Source organism: Halorubrum halodurans (genome assembly GCF_002252985.1).
GTDB classification, from domain to species: Archaea; Halobacteriota; Halobacteria; order Halobacteriales; family Haloferacaceae; genus Halorubrum; species Halorubrum halodurans.
Genome location: NZ_NHPJ01000081.1, coordinates 1 through 15,659, shown reverse-complemented (window position 1 = coordinate 15,659; position 15,659 = coordinate 1). Strand labels below are relative to the sequence as shown.

At 57.1% G+C, this 15,659-nt stretch carries 11 protein-coding genes and 1 tRNA gene; 10 read left to right on the top strand and 2 right to left on the bottom strand.

The window, feature by feature from the left end; genetic code table 11:
* Positions 1-19: 19 nt before the first annotated feature.
* Positions 20-535, bottom strand: a complete 516-nt coding sequence (locus DJ70_RS07970; RefSeq protein WP_179234003.1) for a MarR family transcriptional regulator — start codon at positions 533-535, stop codon at positions 20-22.
* A 186-nt stretch (positions 536-721) separates the two neighbouring features.
* On the opposite strand from DJ70_RS07970, the gene DJ70_RS07965 reads away from it, so the two are divergent.
* From DJ70_RS07965 to DJ70_RS17340, 8 genes are all read left to right on the top strand, one after another.
* Complete coding sequence (locus DJ70_RS07965; RefSeq protein WP_094531753.1) at positions 722-2,281, top strand: ATP-binding protein; 1,560 nt, start codon at positions 722-724, stop codon at positions 2,279-2,281.
* A gap of 118 nt (positions 2,282-2,399) precedes the next feature.
* Positions 2,400-2,729 (top strand): hypothetical protein, encoded by a 330-nt coding sequence (locus DJ70_RS07960; protein WP_094531751.1) that lies wholly within the window; start codon positions 2,400-2,402, stop codon positions 2,727-2,729.
* Between the two features lie 295 nt (positions 2,730-3,024).
* The gene (locus DJ70_RS16770) at positions 3,025-4,476 is read left to right on the top strand and encodes a hypothetical protein (protein ID WP_143420964.1); all 1,452 of its coding nucleotides are present in this window, start codon (positions 3,025-3,027) and stop codon (positions 4,474-4,476) included.
* Positions 4,477-4,597: 121 nt separating this feature from the next.
* The gene (locus DJ70_RS07955) at positions 4,598-7,519 is read left to right on the top strand and encodes an N-6 DNA methylase (RefSeq protein WP_094531749.1); all 2,922 of its coding nucleotides are present in this window, start codon (positions 4,598-4,600) and stop codon (positions 7,517-7,519) included.
* Between the two features lie 48 nt (positions 7,520-7,567).
* A complete protein-coding gene (locus DJ70_RS07950; protein ID WP_094531746.1) occupies positions 7,568-8,146 on the top strand; it encodes a transcription factor in 579 nt (192 codons plus the stop codon).
* 65 nt (positions 8,147-8,211) lie between these two features.
* Entirely contained in the window at positions 8,212-9,492 is a 1,281-nt protein-coding gene (locus tag DJ70_RS07945; protein WP_094531744.1) for a hypothetical protein, read from the top strand.
* 266 nt (positions 9,493-9,758) lie between these two features.
* Positions 9,759-9,831: transfer RNA gene (locus DJ70_RS07940), tRNA-Ala, on the top strand.
* A gap of 260 nt (positions 9,832-10,091) precedes the next feature.
* Complete coding sequence (locus DJ70_RS17340; protein ID WP_179234002.1) at positions 10,092-10,241, top strand: hypothetical protein; 150 nt, start codon at positions 10,092-10,094, stop codon at positions 10,239-10,241.
* Between the two features lie 79 nt (positions 10,242-10,320).
* Here DJ70_RS17340 and DJ70_RS07935 read toward each other — a convergent pair whose 3' ends face one another.
* Positions 10,321-11,568: a hypothetical protein gene (locus DJ70_RS07935; protein WP_094531742.1), complete on the bottom strand. Its 1,248-nt coding sequence runs from the start codon at positions 11,566-11,568 to the stop codon at positions 10,321-10,323.
* A 108-nt stretch (positions 11,569-11,676) separates the two neighbouring features.
* On the opposite strand from DJ70_RS07935, the gene DJ70_RS07930 reads away from it, so the two are divergent.
* Together DJ70_RS07930 and DJ70_RS07920 are read left to right on the top strand one after the other, a co-directional pair.
* Entirely contained in the window at positions 11,677-12,222 is a 546-nt protein-coding gene (locus DJ70_RS07930) for a hypothetical protein (protein WP_094531740.1), read from the top strand.
* A gap of 439 nt (positions 12,223-12,661) precedes the next feature.
* Positions 12,662-15,659: DUF5817 domain-containing protein (locus DJ70_RS07920; protein WP_143420962.1), on the top strand; the 2,998-nt coding region annotated here is incomplete at its 3' end.

Genomic DNA, 15,659 nt, shown 5'->3' with positions numbered 1-15,659 from the left:
AGCAGAGAACGTCACGGTGCTACTCCCCGTCCCCGTCACCGTCTCCGGCTCCGGCACGGTCATCACCGGCCGCGTCACTATCCGAGGTCGAGGGAGTCGTGTTACGCACCCAGTCGCTGGGGGCTGGTTCCTCACCCGAACCGTCCTCGCCGTCACCGCCGCGATCGTGCGGAAGTTCTCTCTGTGCGCCTGCCCCGGTTTGCTCCACGTCGTCCGGGTCGAGTCCCGGGTCCGGGTACCGGGCTGCCATGTCGTCGAGTTGCACGAGACTCCTGGCGAACCGCCGCACGTCCCCTCGGTGGTCAAGGCCGTGGTACAGGCCGTCGCTGGTTTTCCCGATCAGCCCGTCGTCGTGCAGTCGGGTCAGCGTCGTCGACGTGGTGCCGCGCGGCAGGTCAAGCTCACTACGGATTTCTGCTGGTGTGTACGCGAGGTTCGTGTCGCGGTACAGGAGTTTGATGATCGCGGCTTTGTTCGTTCCGGGGCGAATGTTAATCGTGTCGTCCGGATCGTGTCGTCGAAGGTCAACAGGCATGGCGTGGTTCGTATGCGGTTGTATGCGGTTGTAACATATAAGTGTGCCGGGGTCGCGGAGTCCAACGCCAGCGAGTTATGAGGTACTTGTCAACGAACTCCGAAGATATAAAACCACAATCAGTAATACATCATACTGCACGGACCAACTCACACGTCATTCAACTCCCCCTACAACACCCGTCAAATGACAGTCCCTCGCCCTCTCTCAAGCATCGGTATCGCAAGTCTCGGTGCCGTCCTCGCACTCACACACACGGCACATATTTTCACACACGATAAACCACCAGTAGCGATGCTGATCGGAGCCGGGATCCCACTCACCATCGCCTTACTCATCATATACGCCGGGTACTGGACGAAACAGCAACACTACCCAGCACAATACGGCACACAAATACTGAAATGGACAGTGCTCGGCGGGATCGCAATCGGCGGGCTTATCGGGACAATCACGACACACCAGTACCTTGCCGGGGACATACCGCACGACGCCGGGTACCAACTCGCCACTGCAATCTCCGGCGGAGCGCTCGCCGGATTCGTCGCCGGGACCTACAACACTGAGAGTCACCGCCGGTTAACTCGTTTCAAAGCACTACAAGAAACAACGACGACACTCATCACAGCATCTCAGAAGGAAACCGTGTGCGAACACTGCGTACAGTTCATAGAAACCGAATTAAACGCGTCTCTTACTGGAGCCTGGCTCTACAACGCATCACGGAACACGCTCGAACCTGCCGCAGCCACGACCGACGCGACCGACACATTCGACACGCACCCAACGTACACACCGGGGAACAGTCTCTCCTGGAACGCGTTCACTGACGGTGAAGTCCAGATCTACAATACTGTGCACGAACACCCGGACCGGTACAACCCGGATACAGTGATTCAAAGCGAGATCATCATCCCACTCGGATCACACGGTGTCCTGAATATCGGATCGAGAGAACCCGGGGCGTTCGATGATGTTGATGTCACGACCGCTCGTATCCTCGCATCCATCACAGAAAACGTCCTGGATCGTATTGAACGAGAGACAGAACTCCAAGAACAACGTGAGGAACTTGAACAGCAGAACGACCGGCTTGAAGAATTCGCTAGTATCGTCTCACACGATCTCCGGAATCCGTTGAATGTGGCGAACGGGTACCTCGAACTAGCGAAGGAAGACTGTCAGTCAGATGCGTTAAAACACATCGAAACCGCGCATAACCGTATGGAAACCCTCATTACCGATATGCTGCATCTCGCGCAGGCCGGGCAGGCAATCGAGGAAACAACACGTATCCCGGTCGGAGATACTGCCGAAGCTGCGTGGGAGATGGTCGATACACCAAGCAGTGCAGAACTCACCGTCACACCGCGAACGACCGACTACACAGTGATTAGTGACGAGTCCCGACTCCGGCAATTATTTGAGAACCTGTTCCGGAACGCCGTTGAACACGGTGGCGAAGACGTGACAGTGACGGTCGGTGTGTTAGATACGGATTCTAAAACCGGGTTTTACGTTGCGGACGATGGCCCCGGGATCCCAGTCGAGGATCGTGACCGTGTATTCGAGTCCGGGTACACGACGAACGAGAACGGGTCAGGGTTAGGGCTCGTAACAGTGCAGCGAATTGTCGACGCACACGGGTGGGGTGTGACAGTCACCAGAAGCACTAATGGTGGCGCTCGGTTCGAGATCGATACGGACCCGGAGCACGGAGAACAGGAACACGACGCTACAACGTGACGGACCGGGAAACTCACTCACTTACTCATTTACTCATTTACTCGCTCGGTCACGTGTGGTGAATCTGAGTCAGTAGTGGAAAGCATTACTACGATAGACACAATCACTGGAGACACTCATGACGGGATTCAGAACGTACCTGTCACACCTCACCGATGTGGATCGTTCCACAGCAGAGCAGACCCGCGGCAAACTCCTCGATGAACTTACTGTCCCATCACCGTGGAGTGTCTCCGATGCAACAGTCGAATTATCGCAAGATGATACGAACGACTGGCTGCTCGTTACCTTCCAAAATGAAGCACACCCGGACCGGATTGCAGCTGTCTACCTGTTAGACGGATCGCATTCCCTGCAAGTGTACCTCGACACTGACACGGGTGATGAGTGGGTCGAACCGACACGGGATCCCGGCGAGATTACAAGCATACTGCGAACGCACGGATAACCAGTCCGCGGCGGACAGCACAGTCATACGTCCGTATCCAACACGGCGAGGGTCAGTATACGGACGGCACGTACGAGTGCCATGATTAAGAGGGAGCAGCGTGTACAGGCGCGTGAAGGGGTCGTAGTACTGTCACACGCTCCACCCCTTCGTTTCAATAGGAACACAGACACATCACGAGACGATTGTACACGTCCCTGAGAAAACGGAAGTACCGCCGCAGCCGTATTTCCACGCCACAACCGGACTGTATGTTTATCAAGCCCCCAGCCCCACACACGAGGATGAACGCGCGATGAACCCGTTTGATTTCAGTGATGTAGCAGACAACAACACAGACAAACTCCGAGATCTACTCCGGGAATACATCCTGACAAGTAGCACCGAGCTCAACGGTGAACTCGTCACCACGGATCGCATCCGGCAGTACATCGGGACCGGACAGGTTGTCGAGGTGAACGAAACCGAGTCAATACAGTACAGTAGTGTGATTCAAACACACGATGCGTTTGCTGATACGGACGCCGGCACCGCGTTACTCACGTATTTAGCAGAGACGCACGACTTCGAACCAAGCACACCGTACTTAACCAATTTACTACAGCACGCGTTCCGAGAACTCGGTGCCGTGACCGTCGAGGAAACCGAGACTGGGGATGAGAACGTACAGGAGTTACACGTAACAGTGACTGATGGTGAGTTGCTGCGAGATGTTGTCGACGAGTGCGTCCAGATCCTTACTGGTGATATTAACGAGCAACACCAGTACACACTCCGCCTCGCGCTCGGCGGTGTCATAGTTGAACGCGGTCCTGTCGAAATCACGGATACGCATCGACTCCGCGAGTTAGACGACGGGTTACTACTCGGAGAAAAACGAGTATCGAACACTGCTCCGGAAACCAAACGCGGGAAGAATGTGAAGAGTTGGACAGCAGCTGCAGAAATCGATATGTCGACGAATCACGCGTTCAGCGACGCACCGCCTGTCGCTGCCGAGTTCCTCGCCGTGACTCTCAGCCTATTCAGTCAATCGTGGATCGCTGTGAAAAACGCGTACAGTGTGAAACGGTCATTCCACATGCGGATGAACACATTCCCGGCACCCGGCGTTGTTGACGCTTCTCTCGCAGAAATTAAACCAGAGCACACCGCGGAAATCAGCGAGTTACTCGAATTGTTACGCCCGTATTGCGACGGGTCAACAACACTACGGCAATCAAGCCCGTACTTCATCCGGGAGCTCTTCACATCACCGATCAACCTTGCTTTGCACCACTACGGTGAGGCAATCATCCGGTCCGAGTTACCGCAAAGCAGCATCGGACGTATATTATTCGGACTTGAAGCACTATACATGCAGAACACGGAAGAAGAGACATCATCTCGTGATGTCGCACGGTACGCTGCATTCACAATCGGGCAAGCAACGAGTAGTGCTGTTTCTCCAGACCAGATCTTGACGGACATAGCCGACGCGTACCACTATCGGAATCAGTGGGCGCACGGGGACCAGACCGGTGAGATTGCCGGAGATCTACAGGAACGGCTGTTCGGATACTTGCGATGTGCGATTGTTGTATTCGCGTGGATCGATACGCATACCGGGCTTATGACTCCACACCTCGATATTGAATCTGCGTTCATCGATGAATCAGTTCGAGGAGAGTTCGTTGCGGAACTCAATGGGTTAGAACTCACGGATTACCTCACCAGACTCCCAGAAAACGACTGTAGTAGTGACTGAAATATTCAGCCGTGGGTGTGTGATCGGGACGTGATTGGTACGGTACCTGTGGTTTTGAAGACCGAGGGACGAGGGACGTGTTCCCCCGGATTTTATATCCATATAATTAGTAAACCGGAGTATGACTACGACGCCAAAGGAACAAAAATTTCATAGTCTGCTTTACTCGGCCCTCTACCGGTATGTCGAAAACAACGACACGAAGTTTTCTGAAGTAAGTATCGAGAAAGATGTCGAAGGCCGGCGAGCCGATATTCACCTCGATAGTAACCTCACTGGCAGTCTTGTCATCGAGGTTAAGCGAGATGATATTTCACCGTACGATAAAGATGTGATCAAACAAGCGCGTGACTATACACGCGATATTGACGCTGATTTCTTCGCCACGTGTAACTCTAACGACTTTTACCTATTCAATTACAACGGAGAAATCGAACTCAGCGATGTCCCGTACAACTACGCGAATCTCCGCCCGATCAACCTCTCCGACGACGACCTCGACGGGTTCATCCCGCAGCTCCTCTCCGGGATCGATCACCTATACCAACACGGCACACTCCCCGACCAGGAAAAGAAAGAACAAGTCGTCGGGTTACTCCGAACATTCCACTCAACGATCTGGCCGGCGTACAAGGAACTCGCTGAGCAGAAATACGAAAGCAACGAGAAATTCATCAACCTGTTCAACGACTGGGTCAGAGAAAACGACTTCACCGGACTCGACACGGACGCGCAACTCGAAACCGCAGCGAAGCAATACGCGTACCTGTTAACAAACAAAATCCTGTTCTACGAAGTCGTCCGAGAACAAACCCCGGAACCGATCGAACCGAGCGACGGGAACAAACTCCAGTCACTCGTCGGTGTCTCAAGCCTCGATTTCCTCGATGAACACATCCGCCGGCGATTCGAAGAAATCATCGAGAAAATCGACTACAAACCAATCTTCAGCAACAGCGACTTATTCGAACAATTCCCACACAACAAGAAGACACTGAAGAACATCCAGTCACTTGCAGAGAACATTGAAGAACGCGAAATCTCCGGGATCGACGAAGACCTGCTCGGGGACGTGTTCGAAGAACTCATCCCGGCAAGCGAACGGAAGAAACTCGGGCAGTACTACACCCCGCCAACAATCGCAGAAGCCGTATCGAAATGGGTGCTGGACGCCCAAGTCGAAAACACGTACCCTGACATCCTTGACCCGGCATCCGGCAGCGGGACATTCCCAGTCGAGGTGTACACGGAAATCAAACGAGAGTACCCGGACGCCACGCATCAAGACATCCTTGACTGCATCACCGCGATCGACATCAACAAATTCCCGCTGCACCTCACCGCGCTGAACTTAGCCAGTCAAAACATCGAAGAAGAAATCGATACGTTACACGCGTATCACTCCTCGTTCTTCGATATTGACCCGGACTCCACGATGCTTGAATCCGTCCGGCTAGACGATCGGGACACCGGTGAAATCGGGTACTTCGACGGTGTCGTCGGAAACCCACCGTACATTCGTAACCGTGACATCCCGGACAAAGACGCGTTCCGAGCGCACCTGTCACGATTCGGGGCGGAAAACCAATCAACGTACCTTGACGGATCGAAGAAACTCAGTAAGAAAAGCGACGCGTACGTGTACTTCGCCACGCACGCCACACAGTTCCTCAGAGACGGTGGGCGGCTCGGGTTCGTCATCCCACCGAAATGGATGAGTGTCCGGTACGGCATAGATTTCCAACAATTCCTGTTCGATCACTACCGTATCCACGCAGTCGTCGTGTTCGCAGAACGCGCGTTCGAAGACGCGTTCGTCGACACTTGTCTACTCCTCATCGAACGGTGTGAAGACGAAGAAGCACGACGCGACACAGTAACGCGATTCATCCGCGTGCAGGATGAAATGGAACCGGTTGACCTGTACGATACCGTGACGTACGGCATGACGCTGGATGAAGAACCGATGGATGTCCGCACCCGACCGAACTACCGGTCGGTCGGTGTCCGGCAATCCTACCTTGAAGACACCGGCCCGAAGAAAATCGGGTACTACCTGAACGCACCACTGCAGTTAATTAACTTGATTGAACGCGATGATTTCGTTCCGGTTAGTGAATTCGTCGACGTGTCGTACGGGCAGAAAACCGGTGCGAACCGGTGGTTCCTACTTGACCAGGATGAAGCTCACAACCGCGGGATCGAAGACCGGTTCCTCAGCCCGGTTGTGAAAAGCATCAAAGGCATGGATTCAGAAGTGTTCGACAAGAATGACGCCACGCAGTACATTATCGATGTCCATGACTACGTTGAAGAAGTCAAGCAAGAAACCACCGCGTTCGAAGACACCGACTTAGAAGACGACGTGAAGGACGCGTTGAAACGCGATGGGTACACCGGGTTGTTGCAGTACATCCAGGAAGGCGAAGCTGACGACCATCACTCCGGGAGTACGTGCGCGTCACGACCCGTTTGGTTTGATCTCGGTGAACAGACCGCCCCGGAACTGTTCCATCCACGGTTCTTCAAGTGGAGATTGTTCACTGTCGTGAACCGCGCTGAAGCGCTCACAACAGACGCGGTACAGAACGTCGCAGTGAAACCCGAGTTCGATTCGAAAGTCGTGACGGGTGTGATGAACTCCAGCCTGTACGCTGCTGCTGTCGAATGCTGGGGGCGCGTCGAAGGGAACGGTGTGCTGCAGCTAATGACGTATGAAACGAAAAGCATCCCTGTCCCTGACATTCGAACATTCACCGAGGACGGGTGCGATGCGATTCGTGAGGCAACGGACGCGTTACTTGAGGGTGAACCGGACGCAGAACACCAGTTGAACAAAGCTGTGCTTGATGCTGTCGGTGTTGATATTTCTGCAGAGGAACTTGCAGAGATGCGGGAAGTCATGACGAATCAACGCCTAGCAGGCGAATTCGAGTCAGAGGTTATGCTGCGTGATCTTGATGCTGCAACTGACTGGTCCGCGGAGTACTTCACTGAAACTCCAGCAAGCAGTGGTGGTGCCAGTACATTAGACGATTTCTAACCCGTTGATTCACGGGTTGTTTATACTTGAAGGGTGGAATACTGAATCATGAGTGAAACCGGGTTCACAGGTGATGGGGCGTTGGAGATCGTGAACGTCATCGGGTGGGTATCATACCGGCAGGAGCTAGATCTCGCTGCGCTGCGAGACACGTTCGAAACCCGGTCGGAAATCACGGACGCGACGTATAAACCCGCAGAGAACCACTGGCTGCAAACGAATTTCGCTCCGGACGACACGTACGTCGCGTTCTACCGGTCCGGGAAAGCATCGATCACTGGTGTTGATTCCGTTGCCCAGTTCGAAGATGTTGTCAGTCGTGTGAACACGGTGATGCGGGACTTACTCGAATTCGACTTCACGCCTGAGTCGCAAGTCAGTAACATCGTCGTTACGACCACCGTGAACACGAACATCTCGCTTGAAGCGCTCGCGTTAGAACTCGGTCTTGAACGCGTTGAATACGAACCAGAGCAATTCCCAGCACTGATCTACCGTGATCAGGAATCGGACGCTGTCATCCTCGTGTTTTCCAGCGGGAAGCTTCTGTGCACCGGGCTTGCTGATCTCGACACCATCTCCAGTACAGTCAGTGAATTCACAGCCCGGATTAACCCGGTGACGTGACCAGTCATCGTCAAGTACCATGATTTACGATACAGTAACACACACTTGCACGTAGATACGTTGCAATGTTCACCGACGCGATCGACGACCGGACAATCAACATTACCGGGCACGACTACCTCAACACGGTCCGTGTCACCCTGACAGAAGATGGGAACATCACCGGTGCAGTCACGGACACAACCGGCGACGCGCGCGGCATGGAATTATTCCTACAGCACCGTGCAGACGGAACAGACACGGAGATGCACGACGTAACCGGGATCGACGAAGACACCGGTGCCCGCGTCGACATCACGGACGCGTACATCACACCGCACGTCCCGGACACCATCGGAGACGAAACGGATGCTGAACTCGGGTTCCGAGCCGGAACACTCACAGCAACAACCGCACCGGACGGCGACGCAATCGTTGGAAACACCGTCATAATCCGGTTCGATATGGTGAACTTCAACCCGCCGACCGCGTATCTCCCGCGGCGTGACACCACACCACTCCTCGAACGCGACACGTTCGAAATCCACGCCGGTGAGTACCGAGACACAGAAGACCGCATCGAAGAAATTAAAGAATGGCACCGGCCGCTCCGCACCGGCACACTAACAATCGCGCAGGAAGTCAACGGCCCACCAGACCGGCAAGTCAGTCACGCAGCCAGTACACTCGAACCGGTTGCATGGCTCCTCGGATTCACGCAAGGCACCCTGCCAGCCCCGATTCGAGCGACTATAATCGGTGTCGACGGCGACACGCCACCCTGGGAATTCGAGAAATGGTACGGGACGTGGCGGTCAGACATCGGATCAGCATTCACCGGGGCGAATATCGCACGGGCAAACGACCCGTTCATATTCCTCGATCACGGGTACGACCGGTTCGTCGACCGTGTTGATGCGTACAAGTACCGAGAGTGCTTGTCGTGGTATTTCGATGCGTTACTCCAAGAACGAACGGTGAATGCACGGACCGCGTCAATCGCGTCCGGGATCGAAACACTCGCCCGGCGGTACGCTGCATTCGACGAGGACGTGTTGAGTGATACTGATGCAGTGATTTCGAATCTCGCAGATGAGCTCGGTGTCCCGGTTGATGACCTCGCAGCGTTCTCAACGGCCTTCGATGAGTCAAGACCAGGAAGTAACGCGTATTTTTACGTCGATACGAGGAACGCTGTCGTGCATAATGACCGTGTGAACGTCCCGTTCGATGATTTGTTCCGTGATTTCGAAGCAGCGCTGACGATGTTCCGCCGCGTAATATTCCACGAATTCACCCCACCGGGTGAGCGTGACCGGTACATGGAATTGAATGATCTTGAACCGCGTGACAACCGGTTCGAGTAACACGCCAGGGGCGCGGTGGTCCGGTGGCAAAGCACGTCCTGTGGAACACTGGGGGGGAAGGCAGGTGCAAGATATTCACGAGCGTTTAACCATCCCGGCCGTGTACGTCGACGTGTACCGGGTCGCCCCCGGTCACTGCGGTGTAGGTAAACTCGGAACCCCGCCAGTGACGTGGCACACGCGAGAACGCGTCCCTGCCGAGGAAAAGACGGTTCGAATCCGTCCACCGCACTCACGATCCGTACCGAGACGGATCCGGCACGCACGGGCCCCTAGCTCAACGGTAGAGCAGCCGCTTCGCAAGCGGCAAGCTCCGGGTTCAAATCCCGGGGGTGTCCATCCCGTCTCACCAGTACAACACGCAGGTGACACGCATGGCGAACTACGCACTGCACTTCACACCAGGACCAGGCGACGAGTCAGGGAACGAAATGTACGTGTGGTTCCAACGCGACGGTGCGTACCAGATCGAAGGCAGCGACGAGAAAGGCTGGACCGAACCACGACGACTCGGGCACTCCACACCTGACATGCCTGACTACCTGCACTTGCACTGGTTGTTGAGACCCGATTATTCCGAATCGGTTGAACGCGTCTCAATGCACGAAGTCCAACCACGGAAGAACAGAGAGTACGGCCGGATCGATCCGTACACGCACCCGCCCGTGAACCACAAGGACGACTGGGGTGTCGCCGGCCGCCCGGACCACCCAGACGAGAACCACGGTCACAGCGACCAGACACGGTAACCAGCACCAGCAACCAGGCGGTGCGACGCGAACCACCGGTCGTGTAACGCGGCGTGCCCGTGTACCGTGCACAGCCTTTTTAGAACGCTGGTGGGATGCGCGTCGAGTCATCGTCGAACACGTTGACTGACTTCGGATCCCGCTCCCGGGACTGCTGCTGTTGCTGTTGTTGTACTTCTCGCGCGACGTGTTCCGCATCACTCAACAGGTCTTCAACGCGCGGTGGGATACCGATCCCGCTACACACCGTCAACAGACTCACAGCCTTCGCTCGTCGACGCGGATCAGCTTTCACGACCGTTAACTCATTCTCGAACGCCTCGACCGCCCAGTCAGCCGTGTCCGTCACGTGACTCGCATGCAAGTGATCCCGAGGCCCAGTCAGTAACGTTAACGTCCGGGCAGCATCGTCCGGTGTGACCGGTGGAAGCATCGACGCGTCCGTGGACGCCACGTACTCGACGAGGTCCGTCGGGTGCGGCCAGTCCCTGACCGACCCGGCACGCACCCCCGAGGTAAGCGTGTTGAGGAACCGTGCAGCGCGGCCAACCACCCCGGGGCGAGCGGGTCGAGGTAACGACTTCTCAACGAAACTCACCGTCGATAACCCGCCGGTTCCAAGCACCGACGTGATGTCGTCCTGGTCAGCGACCGCGCCCGGTAACTCACTCCCGGTGGTACGCGTATCAGCTGCGAAGACCGTGTGGATGAGTTCAGCGATCGTCTTATTCACCGGGCCGAACACGTCACTAGCCGGGATGTCATCGGGAACGTCGGGATGCGAGTCAGGTTCCGCTACACCGAGAGTCTTGTTATCGAACAAGAGTACCGTGTCCGTCGCAGCTGCGAATGACTGGATCGACCGAGCAGCATTCACCGTGTAAATATCAGGTTCGCACGGCGCTGGCAGGACACCGACACCGTACACTGGCGTAGACCCGGTGATCCCGGTCAGGTACTTCGCAGCGACTGGTGCACCGGACCCGCCGGTCCCACCGCCGAGACTCCCGATCACGAGGAACGCATCAATATTCGACCGGTTCGTCCCGGAGTACTGCAGGACCGATTCGATATTCTGCGTCGTTGCTTTCGCTGCCTCAACACCAGGACCGAGTTTCCCGGCTGTCCCGGTCCCGGCGAACCGTGGTTCGCCGTACACGGCCTTCCAGTCATCATCGATCACGTCCACGTCGATGAGTTGCTGCGACGCAGTATCCGCGAGCATAATGAACTCGGACAGGTGCGTCATCGACCGTTTCTCACGGCGTTTGAACGCAGCTGCGATGCGGCACCCGGCCCGGCCGTACGCGATAATCCCGAGACGCATAGGTATGGGTACGTCAATATACACCGCACGGACCGGTAAACCCCGGGGGCGTGAACGAACCGTTTCCCGTAGGATTATATCAATACACCGCAACACGCATCCAAACGCATGACCAGCGTCGATCAGCAACTCGGACTCCACGACATGTCCGGACCACGGATCATCGTCAACGACCCGGACAGCGTCGTCGGCATCGAACTGCAAGACCACACGATCGTCGCGTTGCACGACGCGAACGATAACACGGAACTCGGCGTACTCCCGCACGACGTAATCCACGACCCCCCGCACATCAACACGCACCACACCGTCATCACCGATACCGACAGTCACGAGGACCGGACAGGCATCCCGTTGAACACCGCACCAGACACGTACATCTCGACTGTCGAAGACGAGTTCGAACCCTTGCCGTGGCTCCCGAAAGCCAACAAGTACGCCGCACGGACTGACGCAACCAGCCGTGAAGCCGTCATCATGGCGATCGCAGAACACATCGATGCGACCGGAGCCGGGCAACCAGACAAAATCACGGACATCACGGGGTGGGACGAAGGACGCGTGCAGGAACTGTTGAACGAATTACTGCTGTCCAAGCAGGCACTGTACCGCCGGCAGTACAACACGTACCTCGAAGACACCGCCGGGCAGTAATTGACATCCACCCACGACTGAAGTTGTGGGCTTTCTCCTTGACTTTCTGTAACGCGGCCAGTGACCGAGCAGTACTGCACGGAGACTGTAACACCACCGTGTGCTTTCACACCGGATTCCGTGTGAAACGCCGAAGTTTTATCCGTGCCCGAGCCGAATACTGTATTGAACACCTACCACGGAACCCCGGGTGACGTGTAGAACCACCACCCGGGGGGTTTACCGGTCAGTACCACTAACCATCACAGTAACCGGAGACACACCGGTTACAGCGTGATGCACGTGAACGCCGTGACCGGTAGTCACCACCACAAGACACAGTACAACCCATGCCGCGACAGGGATACCCGTCGCCACGACCGACGGGCACGACACGCACGACACACCGCCCAGCACCGCACCCGGCACGAACACACCGCGTCACGCGAGGTGAAACAGTATGACGTACCACGTCACCGCGTGCAAGCACTGCGAAACGCACTGGATCGTCCAGCACCTCAACCGGCACGACACGACCACGTGCCCCAGCTGCGGAACAACACGACGCACAGAAAAACACCGGTCGCTCGCCACCGCAGACGACCCGGACACCGCAGCTGAACTCCGCGCACAAATCCTCGCAGACAACGCCGGGCAGTTACACGAGTACAAAACCACCGGGACATACCGCGACCACGACAAGAAAACCAGCGACACACCCGTCGACGCCGACGTATTCGACGCACTCGTCGAACACAGCCTCGAAACACGGCGTAACCGGTACAGCGATCTCGTCGATACGAAACCCGTGTTCGCAGACGCGTTCGAAACCGAAGCCGAACGCATCGCAGGAACCATCGGGCAACACGAACTCATCGCAACCCGGACCGAGAATACGACTGAACACGACACGGAACTCCCAGACCCGAACCACCCAACACACACCACACACCCCGCAGTCACGACCGGCACCAACCCGGACAGCGACGGAGAAACCGGCGCGATCGAAGAACTCCCAGTACACACCGATGCCGGGCTCACCATCACACAACAACCACCCGTCACACCAACCGTCGAAATCCGCGGTGACCAGCCAGTCACCGACGTATGGCAAGCACTCCTCAACAACCCCGGCATGCAAGACGTGTTCATCAACGCAGTCCAAGCACTCGGCCGCGACGCAACATACGACGAACTCCACGACCGGCTCGACCGACTCGGAATCACCGACACGCCACTCACCGCATCATACCGGAGTCTCATCACGAACCTCTGCCGAGGCCACGAAACCGACGCCTGGGAACTCCTCACAGAAATCCGGCGACTCGGCTCCGGTCACACCACGACAAACGACGTGCTCGCCACCGCGAACATATTCCGATACACCGCCCGGATCCGCGACGCACCGCCAGTCATCACCGTCACCGTCAACCACGACACGATCCGCAGCATGCCGCGCGACCAACGCAGCGACGTGTTCCGACTCCTCAGCACGTTAAGTCACGGGCTCGATGTCCGGCTCGTCACAGGCCGCGTCACGCGAGCGTGGCTCCGCGACCAGCACCGCGACGACCTCACCGCTGTTAACAACTGGCCGGATACCCGGCGTGGCGAACCGAGTATCGACACTGCGCTCGCTACCCTCGACCCGGACGGACTACCCGTCGCAGTACTCCGCCGGATCCACAACGAACCCGGCGGCACCGTGACGTACAACCAGTTATACACAGTAACACAGCACTCGGACTCCCGCGTCAGACAGTGCCTCTCAGAACTCTCCGACCTCGGACTCGTCGACACGTACAGAGCATCGAAAACGAAAAAAGCCGAAACACGCCCAGCTGCACGGACTGTACTCAGCGAACTCGATGCCGTCCACGGCCAGCAAACCACGCTGCAAACCAGCGTTAACGAACCCCCAAAATCCCAGATACAGAGACGTGTACACGCTGACGCTGCGCTCGGTCAAGAAGTCAGCAAGGACCGCACCGCGGACAATAATGACCGCACCGCAGACAGCACCGCTACGGCAGACAGCCTCGCAGCGCCGGCCGAGCCGCCTGTCGAGGAGTGTGACCGCGGGCCGTACCGGACTGTGTACATGCCGCGGTGGAAGCACGCTGCGATCGCCGGTGCTGCAGGCGGTGATGGGCGTGTATCGGTGCTTGATACGGCGCACGATCACGGGCTTGATCGGCATACGCAGCAGGTGAGTGTGCTTCCGGGTGAGTGTGAGGTCGCGGTGTCGGTGAATGCATCGAGTCCGCTGTCGTACACGGTGGGTGCTGCGGTTGCGTTAGCGTCCCCGTTAGTGATTGATGCTGCGTTGACGGATGATGTGGTTGACGAGTTGTTGGATGAGGTGCCGGTTGCTGTGTTACGGTTAGCGCGGCAGGTCGGGTGCGTGTCGATTGATACGGTGTCGGGGCCGGAGTCGGTTCGGGATGCGTTCGTGGAGTGGGGTGAGAGTATTGCTGACCGGTCACGGCAGTTGAAGCACGGTGAGTACGGTGACTGTGAGTCGCGGGATGAGTTCTTGTCGGAGTTGCTGCAGGATGCGCACGGGTTGTACGGGTCGGTTGTGCACGTGCTGGATGCGGCTGGGTACGATGTCCTCAGGGATGTGCACGTGCCGGGGACGGTCGGGTCAGCTTCCCGGTTGGATGATATTGCGGAGTCGATCGCGCATTCCGTGGCGATTCAGTCGGTGTACGAGTCGTTTGCGGCGTACCGGCAGTTGTACGAGGATCGAGAGGAGAAGCGCGAGTTAGCGTTCACGGCGCAGGTTGATGCTGCGGATCCGGTTGGTGAGTTGCTTGGCGGGGTTGTGGTTCGCGGCGGGTCAGGGCACCGGTTAGTTGACCCGTTACGGGATGCGTTCGAGTCGTTCGAGTTGCATGCGGATGCGCCGGAGTTCAACGTCCCGATCACGGTTCAGGATGGGGTGGAGCGGTCGGATGTTGCGGTGGCTGCAGCGCGTGTGCTGCGGTGGAAGGATTTCCGGGTGACGAGTGAGTGCGTGGATGTGTTGTACGGTGTGTTGCAGTCACCGTTCGGTGCGGCGCGGGCGTTACGGTGGTTGGGGAGTGCGGACCGGTCTCCGGGTCGGGAAGTGGTGATGCGTGATGTTCGGTATGCGGTTGAGCAGGTTGGTGTGGAGTGGGTGTTCCCGCGGTTACCAGCGTCGGCTGGCCGGGTTCTGTCCGGTGTGTTAGCGTTGAGTGCCGGGGGTGAGGGCGGTGCGTCGCGGGTGACGGTTGCTGGGATTGCGGATACGAGTGGTGTGTCGCGGCAGACGGTGCGGAATTACCGTGATGTGTTGGTTGCTGCTGGTGTTGTTGCGGTCGGGTCGGGCGGGTGGCGGTGCGTGTTCGGTGCTGCAGGGAGTGATGGGTGTGGGAGTGATGCGGGGACTGGGGTAGGGGCGGGGAGTGGGTCGCAGTGTGGTGCGGGGCGGG

Coding starts and splice junctions, on each gene's coding strand:
- DJ70_RS07970 (WP_179234003.1), bottom strand. CDS start 535: ATGCCTGTTGACCTTCGACGACACGATCCGGACGACACGATTAACATT.
- DJ70_RS07965 (WP_094531753.1), top strand. CDS start 722: ATGACAGTCCCTCGCCCTCTCTCAAGCATCGGTATCGCAAGTCTCGGT.
- DJ70_RS07960 (WP_094531751.1), top strand. CDS start 2,400: ATGACGGGATTCAGAACGTACCTGTCACACCTCACCGATGTGGATCGT.
- DJ70_RS16770 (WP_143420964.1), top strand. CDS start 3,025: ATGAACCCGTTTGATTTCAGTGATGTAGCAGACAACAACACAGACAAA.
- DJ70_RS07955 (WP_094531749.1), top strand. CDS start 4,598: ATGACTACGACGCCAAAGGAACAAAAATTTCATAGTCTGCTTTACTCG.
- DJ70_RS07950 (WP_094531746.1), top strand. CDS start 7,568: ATGAGTGAAACCGGGTTCACAGGTGATGGGGCGTTGGAGATCGTGAAC.
- DJ70_RS07945 (WP_094531744.1), top strand. CDS start 8,212: ATGTTCACCGACGCGATCGACGACCGGACAATCAACATTACCGGGCAC.
- DJ70_RS17340 (WP_179234002.1), top strand. CDS start 10,092: ATGCACGAAGTCCAACCACGGAAGAACAGAGAGTACGGCCGGATCGAT.
- DJ70_RS07935 (WP_094531742.1), bottom strand. CDS start 11,568: ATGCGTCTCGGGATTATCGCGTACGGCCGGGCCGGGTGCCGCATCGCA.
- DJ70_RS07930 (WP_094531740.1), top strand. CDS start 11,677: ATGACCAGCGTCGATCAGCAACTCGGACTCCACGACATGTCCGGACCA.